The sequence below is a fragment of the Flavobacterium sp. HNIBRBA15423 genome (genome assembly GCF_052655965.1).
The window spans coordinates 1,336,466-1,350,994 of sequence record NZ_CP199751.1 but is presented as its reverse complement, the minus strand read 5'-3'; the positions used below and the strand labels follow the sequence as shown (position 1 = coordinate 1,350,994).

Here is a 14,529-nt window from a genome sequence, read left to right as displayed (position 1 = left end):
AAGAAGTTAAAAACTAAATCTCATCACTAGTAAAACTAACCGCTTGCTTCTTTTTATAAGGTCTAATGATTAAGCGTGCTTCCCTATCAAAACGAATGTAATTGTAAACCCAATTTAAAAATACAACGGCTTTATTCTTAAAACCTATTAAAGAAAACAAATGTACAAACATCCATACGAACCAAGCAAAAACACCACTAAAATGATAATTGGGTAAATCTACAACCGCTTTATTACGACCAATAGTTGCCATAGAACCTTTATCTTTGTATGCAAAAGGCTTCATTTCCTTTTTATATAATAATCGAACTAAATTTTCTGCTAAATGCTTTCCTTGTTGTATCGCAGGTTGAGCCATCATAGGATGTCCATCTGGATACTCTTCAAGTGACATGGAAGCAATATCACCAATAGCAAAAATATTCTTATATCCTTCCACTTGATTATATGAATTCACTTTTATTCTATTAACTCTTGCAATTAAGGCATTAGCATCTAATCCGTTAACTAATGCACCTTGGACACCAGCTGTCCAAATCACTGTAGCACTATCAAAAGATAAATCGGAATTAGTAGTCACTGTTCTTCCATCATAACCAGTAACACGCACATTTTTCCAAACACTTACTCCTAATTTGATTAAAAACTCCTCTGCTCTTAGAGAAGCTTTGTCACTCATTGTATTTAAAATTCGATCACTACTTTGTATTAAATTGATTTCCATTTTACGAATATCCAAATCAGGATAATCCTTAGGTAAAATAGCTTTTTTCATTTCTGCTAATGCTCCTGCAAGCTCCACTCCTGTTGGTCCACCACCAACTAAAACAAAATTCATTAAACTGTGTCTTTCTTCAATATCATTTGTTAAAAGTGCCTGTTCAAAATTTTCTAAAATTAAACTACGAATGTTTAACGATTGCGGAATTGTTTTCATTGCCATACAATTACGCTCCATCTCTTTGTTTCCAAAAAAATTTGTTTTTGAACCAGTAGCCAAAACCAAATAATCATACTTTAATTCACCAATATCTGCAATAATTTTATTGTTAACAGAATCGATTTCCTTTACTTCAGCCAAACGAAAATAAAAATCATTATGCTCTTGAACCACTTTCCGAATTGGATAAGCAATAGAATCTGGTTCGAGACCACCAGTTGCTACCTGATACATTAAGGGTTGGAAATTGTGATAATTATGCTTATCTAATAAAACAACTTGAACTTTTTTATTTCTTAATTTTTTAGCTAACGCTATGCCTGCAAATCCTCCTCCGATAATAACAATTCTCGGAAAACTACTACGAGGTATATTCATTTTTAAGGTACTTAAATTGTAATTCAAAGATAGTAATTAATTAATGTATATTATAAACTGTATATTGTATAATATTAGTTTTCTAATATGAAATTGAGGTTGGTTTTTAAAGTTGAAATTCTAACCCTAGAATAGTAATCTTTTTTTGAAGCAATTTTATTTATTTTTACTCATAAATAAAACCACCAAAGGAAATTTTCGAAAATGTTACAAAAATTAAAATCAAAAAATTGTAACGAATAACAGGAAGATGCTACTTATAGAATATGAATCCAACTTCGGAAGAAAATTTTGTAAAACAATTACAGGAAAATCAGAATATAATCCACAAAATTTGTCGATTATATACTACTGATGAGGATGCTCATAAAGATCTATTTCAGGAAATTACTATCCAATTATGGAAAGCATTTCCAAAGTTTAGAGGTGATTCTAAATTTACGACTTGGGCATATCGTGTAGGCCTAAATACAGCTATTACTTTATACAGAAAAAAGAAAAAGTCACTCACAACTATAGAATTTGATAGCACTTTTCATAAAGTAAAGCAGGAAGACTACAATTATGAAGAAGAAGAACAATTAAAATTATTATACAGCGCAATAAGTGAGCTGAATGACATTGAAAAGGCATTAGTTTTCCTGTATTTAGAAGATAAGGATTATGCTGAAATTTCAGAGACTTTGGGTATTAGTGAAGTTAATGCAAGAGTAAAGATGAACAGAGTAAAAGGAAAATTAAAAAAAATATTAAATCCGTAATTGAATGGATGAATTAGAAATATTAAAAAAAGATTGGAAAAAAAGAGAACATTCTTTTAGCCAACTCACCGAAAGCGATATTTATAAAATGCTACACAAAAGGTCATCCTCAATTGTGAAGTGGATTTTGATTATTAGCATTTTGGAAATATTATTATGGCTTAGTTTAAGTTTTTTTACAACTGATGAAAATTATTTTAAAACACTTGAAATATATCATTTAAGTAAAGTAGTACCGATAATTACAATTGTAAATTACGGAATTATGATTTATTTTATTTTTCTATTTTATAAAAATTTTAAAAACATTAATACTACCGAAACTGTAAAAAAATTAATGCAAACCATCATAAAAACTAGAAAAACAGTCAAATATTATGTTTGGTATAATTTGGCAATGTCATTTATATCGTTTGTATTAGTCTTTACTTTTCAGTTTAAATATGATCCAAATTTAAATATTGTCATTGAAAAGGCTACTCAAAATATTAATCCAAATTTATTTTATATTCTCCTATTCACTGTTTATATCGTTTCTGTTCTAATAATTATTGGAATTATATGGCTATTTTATAAGCTTTTATACGGCATATTATTAAAACGATTAAATAAAAACTACAAGGAATTAGAAAAATTAGATCTTTAAATTATTCACATCATGATAAGAATTATTGTAAATTTTGTAAAATTTTCCGTTGTATTTGCTGTTTTTATTGTTAGCTATATTGCCAATGCGCAAAAGCTTGAAAATAGCTTATTATGGAAAATTTCAGGAAATGGAATTGAGAAACCTTCATTCCTTTATGGTACGATGCATGCAGTTTGTGAAACTAATATTAATGAAAATGTTTTAAAAGCATTTGAGCAAACCAATCAATTATATTTAGAAATTGATATGGATGACCCAAATCTACAAGCTGCAATGATGAACAAAATGATGATGGAAAATGGAGTTACAATTAGTTCATTAGTTTCAGAAGAAGAATCCAAAATAATAGATATTTTTTTGAAAGAGAATGTTGGTTTTTCATTAAAAACAATAGATACATTCAAGCCATTTATGATTAGTTCAATGTATTTACCAAAATTATTAGATTGCCCAATGAAAGCAGTTGATATGGAATTAATGAAGATTGCAACTGAACAAAACGAAGAAGTATTAGGATTAGAAACTATAGAGTCACAATTAATAATTTTTGACAAAATACCATATAAAATTCAAGTTGAAGAGATTTTAAAAACTGCTAAAAACAATATGGTAAAGGATAAAGAAGAAATGAATAAAATGTTATCCATTTATAAAAGTGAAAATATTGAAAAGATGCTAGAATTAAGTCTAGAATCAGAAAATAAAATGTTTGTAGAATATACAGACGATTTATTGACAGAAAGAAATAAAAATTGGATTCCCACAATTGAAAAAGTAACAAAAGAAAAACCTACTTTATTTGCTGTTGGTGCAGCTCATTTAGCAGGAGATAATGGTGTTATTAAATTACTTCGAACAAAAGGATATAAAGTAGAAGCTGTAAAATAGCATTATAAAAACAAATATTTTAAAAGAATAAAAATATATTACCTTTATAATATATTTTGAAGATTTTAAAAAAAAAAGTGATTGTTCAATAGAGTATTCTATTTTCAATCACTTTTTTATTTATAGTGCTATAATATGCCAATTGCTACTCAACAAAAAAACAAGGTCAAAATGAGTATCGTTATCGTTCCTGAAAAACGATAATATTTGTAATAATAATGCAAAAAATACTGATTTAAATTGTAGCTATTATATAGGAAGTAATTTCATTATCTCAAAATACTAATAAAAAACATCAACAATCATCAAAATCAAACAAAAGTAGATTAAGTATTTAACTAATGGTAAAATAACATCTATAAAACACTGCATAATACAAATATAAATAAAAAAAGATAAGTAAAAACAATCTAAATAATCTTAATTATAACGTAATCCTTTAAATCATACAATTCACACTTGTTTTTTCTGGAGCAAAAAAACAACTTAAATAAAGATTCTATCTCTCATTTATTTAATTCCAAAATTACTTTTCCTCTTTAGAATAATATAGTTTTTGTACTTCCAATTTAGGGCAAGACAACATTAATATTAAAACAAAAAACCCTCATCAATTAAATGATGAGGGTTTTTAAAAGAAAGGCGACGACATACTCTCCCACAAGATTGCAGTACCATCTGCGCAGTCGGGCTTAACTTCTCTGTTCGGAATGGGAAGAGGTGAGCCCCGACGCAATAATCACCTTAAGTTTTAAGTCTAAAGTCGATTGTCATAAAGTCTAAAGTTTCCTTTTTAACTTTGGACTTTCGTCTTTAAGACTGCAACTTCGTTGCAAATATCTTAACATACTGAGACAAGAAAATAATTAATATAGAAAGTTTCTTCCCGAGTCTTGCGACTCGGGATGACGTACATAAGCTTACGGGTTATTAGTACTACTCGACTATGACATTACTGCCTTTACATCTATAGCCTATCAACCTAGTCATCTTCTAGGACCCTTAAAAGAAATCTCATCTTGTGGTGGGTTTCGCGCTTATATGCTTTCAGCGCTTATCCCTTCCAAACGTAGCTACTCTGCAGTGCTCCTGGCGGAACAACAGATACACCAGAGGTTTGTCCAATTCGGTCCTCTCGTACTAGAATCAGATCCACTCAAATTTCTAACGCCCACAGTAGATAGAGACCGAACTGTCTCACGACGTTCTGAACCCAGCTCGCGTGCCACTTTAATGGGCGAACAGCCCAACCCTTGGGACCTTCTCCAGCCCCAGGATGTGACGAGCCGACATCGAGGTGCCAAACCCCCCCGTCGATATGAGCTCTTGGGGGAGATCAGCCTGTTATCCCCGGCGTACCTTTTATCCTTTGAGCGATGGCCCTTCCATGCGGAACCACCGGATCACTATGCTCTACTTTCGTACCTGATCGACCTGTATGTCTCTCAGTCAAGCTCCCTTATACCATTGCACTCTACGCACGGTTACCAAGCGTGCTGAGGGAACCTTTAGAAGCCTCCGTTACTCTTTTGGAGGCGACCACCCCAGTCAAACTACCCACCAAACAATGTCCCCCACAATCGCGGGGTTAGGCCTCAGACAAGCAAAGGGTGGTATTTCAACAATGACTCCACAACGCCTAGCGACGCCACTTCATAGTCTCCCACCTATCCTACACATCACGTGTCCAAGGTCAATATTAAGCTATAGTAAAGGTGCACAGGGTCTTTTCGTCCCACTGCGGGTAATCGGCATCTTCACCGATACTACAATTTCACCGAGCTCATGGCTGAGACAGTGTCCAGATCGTTACACCATTCGTGCAGGTCGGAACTTACCCGACAAGGAATTTCGCTACCTTAGGACCGTTATAGTTACGGCCGCCGTTTACTGGGGCTTCAATTCAATGCTTCTCCGAAGATAACATCTCCTCTTAACCTTCCAGCACCGGGCAGGTGTCAGGCCCTATACTTCATCTTACGATTTTGCAGAGCCCTGTGTTTTTGATAAACAGTCGCCTGGACCTTTTCACTGCGGCCCCGATTGCTCGGGGCGACCTTTCTCCCGAAGTTACAGGTCTATTTTGCCTAATTCCTTAGCCATGAATCTCTCGAGCACCTTAGGATTCTCTCCTCAACTACCTGTGTCGGTTTACGGTACGGGTACTTATAATCTAAGTTTAGAAACTTTTCTTGGAAGCCCTTAGGCACACTATCCCTTTGTCCGAAGACTCCGAGTACTATCGTATTTCACCATTCTCTACGGATTTGCCTATAGAGAATATAGTTAGGTACTTCAACGAACTATTCCGTCAGTTCGCGGTGCTTTCATCACTCCGTCATTCCATCACAACTATAAGTAGTACGGGAATATTAACCCGTTGGCCATCGACTGTTCCTTTCGGATTCGCCTTAGGACCCGACTAACCCTCAGCTGATTAGCATAGCTGAGGAAACCTTAGTTTTTCGGTGTGCGGGTTTCTCGCCCGCATTATCGTTACTTATGCCTACATTTTCTTTTCTAAACAGTCCAGCAATACTCACATATCACCTTCAACCCAGTTTAGAATGCTCCCCTACCACTCCTTAGAGTCCATAGCTTCGGTAGTATACTTATGCCCGATTATTATCCATGCTCGTCCGCTCGACTAGTGAGCTGTTACGCACTCTTTAAATGAATGGCTGCTTCCAAGCCAACATCCTAGCTGTCTATGCAGACAAACCGCGTTTTTTCAACTTAGTATACATTTGGGGACCTTAGCTGATGGTCTGGGTTCTTTCCCTCTCGGACATGGACCTTAGCACCCATGCCCTCACTGCTGAGCATCATTATATAGCATTCGGAGTTTGTCAGGAATTGGTAGGTGGTGAAACCCCCGCATCCAATCAGTAGCTCTACCTCTATATAACTAATTCAGCGCTGCACCTAAATGCATTTCGGGGAGTACGAGCTATTTCCGAGTTTGATTGGCCTTTCACCCCTACCCACAGGTCATCCCAAGACTTTTCAACGTCAACGGGTTCGGACCTCCACTTTGGGTTAACAAAGCTTCATCCTGCCCATGGGTAGATCACACGGTTTCGCGTCTACCATTACTGACTATAGCGCCCTATTCAGACTCGCTTTCGCTACGGATCCATACCTGAAGTACTTATCCTTGCCAGCAACGGTAACTCGTAGGCTCATTATGCAAAAGGCACGCCGTCACCCCACGAAAGGGCTCCGACCGCTTGTAAGCGTATGGTTTCAGGATCTATTTCACTCCGTTATTCACGGTTCTTTTCACCTTTCCCTCACGGTACTGGTTCACTATCGGTCTCTCAGGAGTATTTAGCCTTAGCGGATGGTCCCGCCAGATTCACACAGGGTTTCACGTGCCCCGCGCTACTCAGGATACTGCTATCTATATCTTCTATTACCTATACGGGACTATCACCCTCTTTGGTTAACCTTTCCAGGTTATTCTAATTCTATCCGCATAGAATATCGCAGTCCTACAACCCCAAAATTGCCGTAACAACTTTGGTTTGGGCTAATCCGCGTTCGCTCGCCACTACTTACGGAATCACTTTTGTTTTCTTCTCCTCCGCCTACTTAGATGTTTCAGTTCAGCGGGTTTGCCCCCTATCGGGTACTATGTCTTCAACATAGTGGGTTGCCCCATTCGGATATCTACGGATCAATTCGTGTGTGCCAATCCCCGTAGCTTTTCGCAGCTTATCACGTCCTTCATCGCCTCTGAGAGCCTAGGCATTCCCCATACGCCCTTATTTTGCTTATTGTACTTTTTTATAAACAATCCACTTGCGTAGACTGCCCAAAATTTGTGCTTTCTATTATATTTTTAATTTTCTTTTCTCAATATGTCAATGAACTTCTTTCGCTTCTAGCGAATCGTGGAGAATATCGGAGTCGAACCGATGACCTCCTGCGTGCAAGGCAGGCGCTCTAGCCAGCTGAGCTAATCCCCCAATTTAAATTCAGAATTATGAATTCAGAATGATGAATTGTGAATCCCAACTTCTAGAATTTCCTTTAAAACTTAAAATAAGTAGTCCCGGGCAGACTCGAACTGCCGACCCCTACATTATCAGTGTAGTACTCTAACCAGCTGAGCTACGAGACTCTGTATTTTTAGCTTCTTTAAATCTTGAACTAACAGCGAGAGTAAAATCAAATATCTTAAAATTATCCTTATCTTTCTCTAGAAAGGAGGTGTTCCAGCCGCACCTTCCGGTACGGCTACCTTGTTACGACTTAGCCCTAGTTACTAGTTTTACCCTAGGCAGCTCCTTACGGTCACCGACTTCAGGCACCCCCAGCTTCCATGGCTTGACGGGCGGTGTGTACAAGGCCCGGGAACGTATTCACCGGATCATGGCTGATATCCGATTACTAGCGATTCCAGCTTCACGGAGTCGAGTTGCAGACTCCGATCCGAACTGAGACCGGTTTTAAAGATTCGCATCCTATCACTAGGTAGCTGCCCTCTGTACCGGCCATTGTAGCACGTGTGTGGCCCAGGACGTAAGGGCCGTGATGATTTGACGTCATCCCCACCTTCCTCGCGGTTTGCACCGGCAGTCTCGTTAGAGTTCCCGACATCACTCGCTGGCAACTAACGACAGGGGTTGCGCTCGTTATAGGACTTAACCTGACACCTCACGGCACGAGCTGACGACAACCATGCAGCACCTTGAAAGACGTCCGAAGAAAAATCTGTTTCCAAATCTGTCGTCTCCCATTTAAGCCCTGGTAAGGTTCCTCGCGTATCATCGAATTAAACCACATGCTCCACCGCTTGTGCGGGCCCCCGTCAATTCCTTTGAGTTTCACACTTGCGTGCGTACTCCCCAGGTGGGATACTTATCACTTTCGCTTAGCCACTCAATCCGAAAATCGAACAGCTAGTATCCATCGTTTACGGCGTGGACTACCAGGGTATCTAATCCTGTTCGCTACCCACGCTTTCGTCCATCAGCGTCAATCGTTTGTTAGTAACCTGCCTTCGCAATTGGTATTCCATGTAATATCTAAGCATTTCACCGCTACACTACATATTCTAGTTACTTCACAAAAATTCAAGCCCTACAGTATCAATGGCAGTTTCCTAGTTGAGCTAGGAGATTTCACCACTGACTTATAAGGCCGCCTACGGACCCTTTAAACCCAATGATTCCGGATAACGCTTGGATCCTCCGTATTACCGCGGCTGCTGGCACGGAGTTAGCCGATCCTTATTCCTACAGTACCGTCAAGTCTCTACACGTAGAGATGTTTCTTCCTGTATAAAAGCAGTTTACAACCCATAGGGCCGTCTTCCTGCACGCGGCATGGCTGGATCAGGCTTGCGCCCATTGTCCAATATTCCTCACTGCTGCCTCCCGTAGGAGTCTGGTCCGTGTCTCAGTACCAGTGTGGGGGATCTCCCTCTCAGGACCCCTACCCATCATTGTCTTGGTAAGCCGTTACCTTACCAACTAACTAATGGGACGCATGCTCATCTTGTACCGTTGGAACTTTAATTATAAAATGATGCCATTTCATAATACCATGAGGTATTAATCCAAATTTCTCTGGGCTATCCCTCTGTACAAGGTAGATTGCATACGCGTTACGCACCCGTGCGCCGGTCTCAAAGTTGCAAGCAACTCCTACCCCTCGACTTGCATGTGTTAGGCCTGCCGCTAGCGTTCATCCTGAGCCAGGATCAAACTCTTCATCGTATATTTTTAATTTTGTACGATAAGCCAACTTTAATTCTATTTGCTTTACTCTCTTAAATTTTACAATCTAAATCCGAAGATTTAAATCGTGCTGTCAATCCAATATGTCTATGAACGTGTCTTCTTATGTTTCGCTTGTTTCTCAAAGCGGGTGCAAAAGTACAACTTCTTTTTTATCTGGCAAGCTTTTTTGAAAAAATTTTTAATCTTTTTTTCGCAATCACTAAACCTCAATATATTTTATGAACGTTGCCCTATTTGCGGGTCGCAAAGGTAAATCCTTTATTTGATTCTGACAAACTTTTTTTGAGAAATTTTTTCCCTTTTTTTTATCAGTCGATAACTCTCATTATCGTAATCAATATTTGTATGAACTTCCCTGTTAATGCGGGTGCAAAAGTAATCCTTTTTTTGAATCTGACAAACTTTTTTGAAAAAAAATTTTCTTTTTTTTGTCTTCTCAATAACTCGCGTTATTTATTCAAAATGTAATAAGAACTTTGCTTCATTGCGGGTGCAAAACTAATACCTTTTTGTTACAATCCTAACCTTTTTATAACTATTTTTTAATCTTTTTTTCTCTACCTTGATTTTGAAGAACTTACATTCTTAAAAAAAAGAACATAGAGGAAAAACTGAAATCAAACATATACTATATATAAGGAGTAATCGGTTTACGTCTTCTGAAATAGCTCTCTCCTAATATAGCCCTGATTGGAGTGGCATCCTTTTTATTTTATCCAAAATAAAAAGATAGAACGGAAAGCAGGAATAATAGCCTTTTATAACTATATATAAGTGCTACTAATATTAACTAATCAATTTCTTTTGATAGCCTTTCTTCTTTCATCTTTTTGACTTTCTCCTTCCAAGTTGCTGTCAACTGATTTAAATCTATAGGTTTTGCAGGTGCTTGATTTACTAAATGTCCTTGTCGGAAAGCGGTAACTAATATACTTTCTATATGAAAGTCTTCTAGTCTATCATAAGGTTTGTATTCTTCCTTAATATTTATATCAAATAATTTTGCTGTATTGTTTGACCAAAAGGCTTTCCATCCACTTTTATATTCTTTAATTAAGTCGAAGGTTGTCTCTCCTGTTTGTCTATTAATAAGCTTAACCAAAATTTGTCCGTCTTTTCTTGAGAGCTTCTTTAGTCTTGGTTCAAATTCTTCTTGCAAATACTTTTCTACTATTTTAAAATATTTTTTCTTTTCCTTTTTGGTTTTAAGTTTATTCATTGTTGCATTTAACTGCAATAACTTTTCTGATGTTAATTTTGCATATGGATATGTTTTATATACTCTTCTCTTTAATATGAGTAATTTCTTTTTCTCATCATCTAAACTTACTACATCATTTTTTGAAACCACTATCTCTTTTAGCTCGATAGAATACAAAACTGCTGAATCTTGAGCAGTAACTCTTAAGGTATCTTGAACTTGGGCTTTAATTGATATACTAATAAATAAGAATATATATATAATGTAATTTTTCATAGCTTAAAATTATAATCAAAAATAAATAAATAATAGATAAGTCTTGATGCATTTTTATAATTTAGCAAAAAAATAAATTTTATGAGTTCGAAATCGATATTAGGAAAGTCTTCTATGACTTTTTTAGAAAATTATTTGAATAATGCGTCTCCAACTGGTTACGAATCTGAAGGGCAGAAAATATGGATGGATTATTTGAAACCTTATGTTGATACTTTTATTACTGATATTTATGGAACAGCTGTGGGTGTTATAAATCCTGAGGCAGCCTTTAAAGTTGTAATTGAAGGTCATAGTGACGAAATTTCATGGTATGTAAATTATATAACTGATGACGGTCTTATTTATGTGATAAGAAATGGTGGTAGTGATCATATGATTGCTCCTTCTAAACGAGTACATATACATACTAAAAAGGGAATTGTTAAGGGTGTTTTTGGATGGCCAGCTATACATACAAGAAATAAATCGAAAGAAGAACCTGCAAGAATTGATAATATTTTTATAGATTGTGGTTGTGAGACAAAAGAAGATGTTGAAAAACTAGGCATTCATGTAGGATGTGTAATTACTTATCCTGATACTTTTGAAATCTTAAATAAGAATAAATTTATATGCAGAGCAATTGATAACCGAATGGGTGGATTTATGATTGCTGAAGTTGCTCGATTATTAAAAGAAAACAAAAAGAAATTACCTTTTGGTTTATATATAGTTAACTCTGTACAAGAAGAAATAGGTTTAAGAGGTGCCGAAATGATAACGCAAACCCTAAAACCTAATATTGCTATTGTTACTGATGTTTGTCATGATACAACAACACCTATGATAGACAAAAAAATTGAAGGTGATTTAAAAATAGGCAAAGGTCCTGTCATTGCTTATGCACCAGCTACACAAAACATTTTACGTGAAATGATAGTTGAAACTGCTGAGCAGAATAAAATTCCTTTTCAACGACATGCCTCTTCTAGGGTAACTGGTACAGACACAGATGCATTTGCTTACAGTAACGGTGGTGTTGCGTCAGCATTAATTTCTTTACCATTACGATATATGCATACTACAGTTGAGATGGTTCACAAAGATGATGTTGAAAATGTAATTAGATTAATTTATGAAAGTTTGCTAAAAATAGAGAAAAATCATGATTTTTCTTATTTTAAATAAAAAATAGCCGTTTAACGGCTATTTTTTTTACAATTTATTAACTAAAAAGTATATTTTACCGTTTTTATATGTTAGTTATCGATTTGTTTGTGTTTCATTAAGATTTAATTTTAAGATTTGTGCTGTTGAATTGAATATCAGTTATTTATTATTCAATCTTTATTAACCAAATACTTAATCATGAATCCAAAAAAAATAGTAGTATTACTTTTAATTTTCCCTTTTTTAATTTTTTCACAAGTAGGTATTGGCACTACTAACCCAACAAAAGAACTTGACATTAATGGTAATGTAAGAATAAGAGGTCTTTCTAACAATTCTGGAACTACAACACCAGTATCAGTTACTGAAGATGGAACATTAGTTACTGGTTTTAATAATGCAACAGCTCCAGGAATTAAGTTTGTGGGCTTTTTATCTTCTGACTTAACTCTTAATTTAGATTTTAATTTTAAGGAAATTATTTTATCTAATGAGCTTATTGATATACTAAATGAGTACAATACTACAAATGGCAGATATACACCGAGTATTGATGGGTTTTATAAAATTTCAATGGATTTTGATATTGGTGATTATAGTAATAGTTCACATGATTTAGATATCCTTATAGGTTTATGGGATTTTACTGATAACAGATGGGTATTGAGAAGAACTTTTAAGCACAGAGACAATAACAATTCTGGATTAGGTTTTGGCAGAAACGAAAGCTATGGCATTACTAATTATTTACAACTCCTACAAAGTCATTCTTATGGATTTAGAATTTTTACTGATTATGAGAATAACACTACTAGAGATGCTAAACTAAAATCTCACAATACAGGTTCTACAGGAACTTCATTATCTACTAATTTTTCTATTGAAAAAGTATTATAAAAACAAAATAATAAGGCTGTCCCAGAAAGGATAGCCTTATTATTTTGTTTTAAATTAAAGATAATTATCTTCTCTTTTTACCTTTTTTTAATACTTCTAAAACTGCATCTGATTTGCTAAGTTTTGCATGATCGAAAACTGTATGACCAGTATTGTCTTTTTTGTCTAAATCAGCGCCTTTTTCTAATAATAATTCCACAATTTCAACTTGATTATAAATAGCTGCATACATTAAAGGAGTCATTCCTCTAAGAGTAGTATCATTTACATCTACTCCATATGCAATTATTTCTTTAACCTTATTAATATCTCCTTTACTGATTGCTAAACACAATGGATTTACATCTGATACTTCATAACTAAATGAAATTTTAGACGAATTGTCTACTACGTTTGAAGCTATTGCAACATTTCCTAACATTACTAAAGCTAAACTAAAAAAACTGATTGATTTTTTCATAATAAATAAAATTTTAATGATTGATGATTTATATTCTAATAGTCGCTAAAAATTAACTTTGTTACTAGTTTTTAAATAAATAACATTTCTTTAACACTATTAAGTTAATAATACAAAGAACAAAAAAACCACGCAAAGCGTGGTTAATATAGTATCAAAAACATGTTATCTTATTTAGTTTAAATAATTTAAAACATTTTCTTCAATACGTTTTTGAATATCTGTTATATCAGCTTTTATAAATTTTTCTCCTAAAATATTTTCATATAACTCAATATATCTCTCAGAAACTGATTCTATATACTCAGCTGTCATATTTGGTATTTGTTGCCCTTCTTTTCCTTGAAAACCATTAGCAATTAACCATTGACGTACAAATTCTTTAGATAATTGTTTTTGAGCTTCACCTTTATCTTGTCTATCTTGATAACCTTCTGAGTAAAAATAACGTGAAGAATCTGGTGTGTGAATTTCATCAATTAAAACAATTTTTCCATCTTTAGTTTTTCCAAATTCATATTTGGTATCCACCAAAATTAAACCTCTTGAAGCTGCAATTTCTGTACCTCTTTGAAATAAGGCTCTAGTATATTTTTCTAATACTAAATAATCTTCTTCAGTAACAATACCTTTTACTAAAATAGCTTCTCTAGAAATATCCTCATCGTGTACTCCAAAATCTGCTTTTGTTGTAGGAGTTATAATTGGTTCAGGAAATTTATCGTTTTCTTTTAGGCCTTCAGGTAAAGAAACACCACAAAGGATTCGTTTTCCTAAAGCATATTCTCTTGCTGCATGCCCTGATAAATATCCTCTGATAACCATTTCTACTTTAAAAGGTTGGCATAAATGTCCAATAGCGACATTTGGATCTGGAGTTGCGATTAACCAGTTTGGAACAATATCTTCCGTTAATTGCATAAATCTAGTAGCAATTTGATTTAGAATTTGTCCTTTATAAGGAATTCCTTTTGGCATAACTACGTCAAAAGCTGAAAGTCTATCGGTTGCAATCATTACAAGGAGTTCATCGTTAATATTATAAACTTCTCTAACTTTACCATGATAAACTGATTTTTGTTTAGGAAAATTAAAATTTGTGGTTGTAATTGTATTCATTTAATGTTGTGTTGTTGAAATGCAAATGTAATTTGTTTACCAATGCCAAACAATATCA

At 34.9% G+C, this 14,529-nt stretch carries 9 protein-coding genes, 2 tRNA genes and 3 rRNA genes; 5 read left to right on the top strand and 9 right to left on the bottom strand.

The features are described from left to right. Positions 1-13: 13 nt before the first annotated feature. Positions 14-1,318 carry an NAD(P)/FAD-dependent oxidoreductase gene (locus ACULEV_RS05965; protein ID WP_445457754.1) on the bottom strand — a complete coding sequence of 435 codons (1,305 nt, stop codon included), beginning with the start codon at positions 1,316-1,318 and terminating at the stop codon, positions 14-16. 266 nt (positions 1,319-1,584) lie between these two features. Between ACULEV_RS05965 and ACULEV_RS05960 the strand changes: the two genes are divergently transcribed. Genes ACULEV_RS05960 through ACULEV_RS05950 form a run of 3 tightly spaced genes read left to right on the top strand, consistent with a single transcriptional unit; the run spans position 1,585 to position 3,616 of the window. Further along, complete coding sequence (locus ACULEV_RS05960) at positions 1,585-2,079, top strand: RNA polymerase sigma factor (RefSeq protein ID WP_445457753.1); 495 nt, start codon at positions 1,585-1,587, stop codon at positions 2,077-2,079. Between the two features lie 4 nt (positions 2,080-2,083). Then, positions 2,084-2,725 carry a hypothetical protein gene (locus ACULEV_RS05955; RefSeq protein ID WP_445457752.1) on the top strand — a complete coding sequence of 214 codons (642 nt, stop codon included), beginning with the start codon at positions 2,084-2,086 and terminating at the stop codon, positions 2,723-2,725. A gap of 12 nt (positions 2,726-2,737) precedes the next feature. Beyond that, positions 2,738-3,616, top strand: a complete 879-nt coding sequence (locus tag ACULEV_RS05950) for a TraB/GumN family protein (RefSeq protein ID WP_445457751.1) — start codon at positions 2,738-2,740, stop codon at positions 3,614-3,616. Positions 3,617-4,253: 637 nt separating this feature from the next. On the opposite strand, the gene rrf is transcribed toward ACULEV_RS05950, so the two are convergent. The 6 genes from rrf to ACULEV_RS05920 all read right to left on the bottom strand — a co-directional run bounded on the left by rrf (position 4,254) and on the right by ACULEV_RS05920 (position 10,843). Then, positions 4,254-4,363 (bottom strand): 5S ribosomal RNA (gene rrf / locus ACULEV_RS05945). Positions 4,364-4,526: 163 nt separating this feature from the next. Then, a 23S ribosomal RNA gene (locus ACULEV_RS05940) occupies positions 4,527-7,398 on the bottom strand. A gap of 115 nt (positions 7,399-7,513) precedes the next feature. Next, positions 7,514-7,587: transfer RNA gene (locus ACULEV_RS05935), tRNA-Ala, on the bottom strand. 81 nt (positions 7,588-7,668) lie between these two features. Next, positions 7,669-7,742 (bottom strand) — tRNA-Ile (locus ACULEV_RS05930). 82 nt (positions 7,743-7,824) lie between these two features. Next, a 16S ribosomal RNA gene (locus ACULEV_RS05925) occupies positions 7,825-9,342 on the bottom strand. The 16S, 23S and 5S rRNA genes sit together here with 2 tRNA genes alongside, the layout of an rRNA operon. 814 nt (positions 9,343-10,156) lie before the next feature. Beyond that, positions 10,157-10,843: a DUF4294 domain-containing protein gene (locus ACULEV_RS05920; protein ID WP_445457750.1), complete on the bottom strand. Its 687-nt coding sequence runs from the start codon at positions 10,841-10,843 to the stop codon at positions 10,157-10,159. 81 nt (positions 10,844-10,924) lie between these two features. Between ACULEV_RS05920 and ACULEV_RS05915 the strand changes: the two genes are divergently transcribed. After that, entirely contained in the window at positions 10,925-12,013 is a 1,089-nt protein-coding gene (locus ACULEV_RS05915) for a M42 family metallopeptidase (RefSeq protein WP_445457749.1), read from the top strand. A 180-nt stretch (positions 12,014-12,193) separates the two neighbouring features. After that, complete coding sequence (locus ACULEV_RS05910) at positions 12,194-12,892, top strand: hypothetical protein (RefSeq protein WP_445457748.1); 699 nt, start codon at positions 12,194-12,196, stop codon at positions 12,890-12,892. A gap of 64 nt (positions 12,893-12,956) precedes the next feature. Here ACULEV_RS05910 and ACULEV_RS05905 read toward each other — a convergent pair whose 3' ends face one another. Then, positions 12,957-13,352 (bottom strand): ankyrin repeat domain-containing protein, encoded by a 396-nt coding sequence (locus ACULEV_RS05905; RefSeq protein ID WP_445457747.1) that lies wholly within the window; start codon positions 13,350-13,352, stop codon positions 12,957-12,959. A 174-nt stretch (positions 13,353-13,526) separates the two neighbouring features. Next, positions 13,527-14,471: a phosphoribosylaminoimidazolesuccinocarboxamide synthase gene (locus ACULEV_RS05900; protein WP_445457746.1), complete on the bottom strand. Its 945-nt coding sequence runs from the start codon at positions 14,469-14,471 to the stop codon at positions 13,527-13,529. Positions 14,472-14,529 lie beyond the last annotated feature (58 nt).

Coding starts and splice junctions, on each gene's coding strand:
- ACULEV_RS05905 (WP_445457747.1), bottom strand. CDS start 13,352: ATGAAAAAATCAATCAGTTTTTTTAGTTTAGCTTTAGTAATGTTAGGA.
- ACULEV_RS05965 (WP_445457754.1), bottom strand. CDS start 1,318: ATGAATATACCTCGTAGTAGTTTTCCGAGAATTGTTATTATCGGAGGA.
- ACULEV_RS05900 (WP_445457746.1), bottom strand. CDS start 14,471: ATGAATACAATTACAACCACAAATTTTAATTTTCCTAAACAAAAATCA.
- ACULEV_RS05960 (WP_445457753.1), top strand. CDS start 1,585: ATGAATCCAACTTCGGAAGAAAATTTTGTAAAACAATTACAGGAAAAT.
- ACULEV_RS05910 (WP_445457748.1), top strand. CDS start 12,194: ATGAATCCAAAAAAAATAGTAGTATTACTTTTAATTTTCCCTTTTTTA.
- ACULEV_RS05950 (WP_445457751.1), top strand. CDS start 2,738: ATGATAAGAATTATTGTAAATTTTGTAAAATTTTCCGTTGTATTTGCT.
- ACULEV_RS05915 (WP_445457749.1), top strand. CDS start 10,925: ATGAGTTCGAAATCGATATTAGGAAAGTCTTCTATGACTTTTTTAGAA.
- ACULEV_RS05955 (WP_445457752.1), top strand. CDS start 2,084: ATGGATGAATTAGAAATATTAAAAAAAGATTGGAAAAAAAGAGAACAT.
- ACULEV_RS05920 (WP_445457750.1), bottom strand. CDS start 10,843: ATGAAAAATTACATTATATATATATTCTTATTTATTAGTATATCAATT.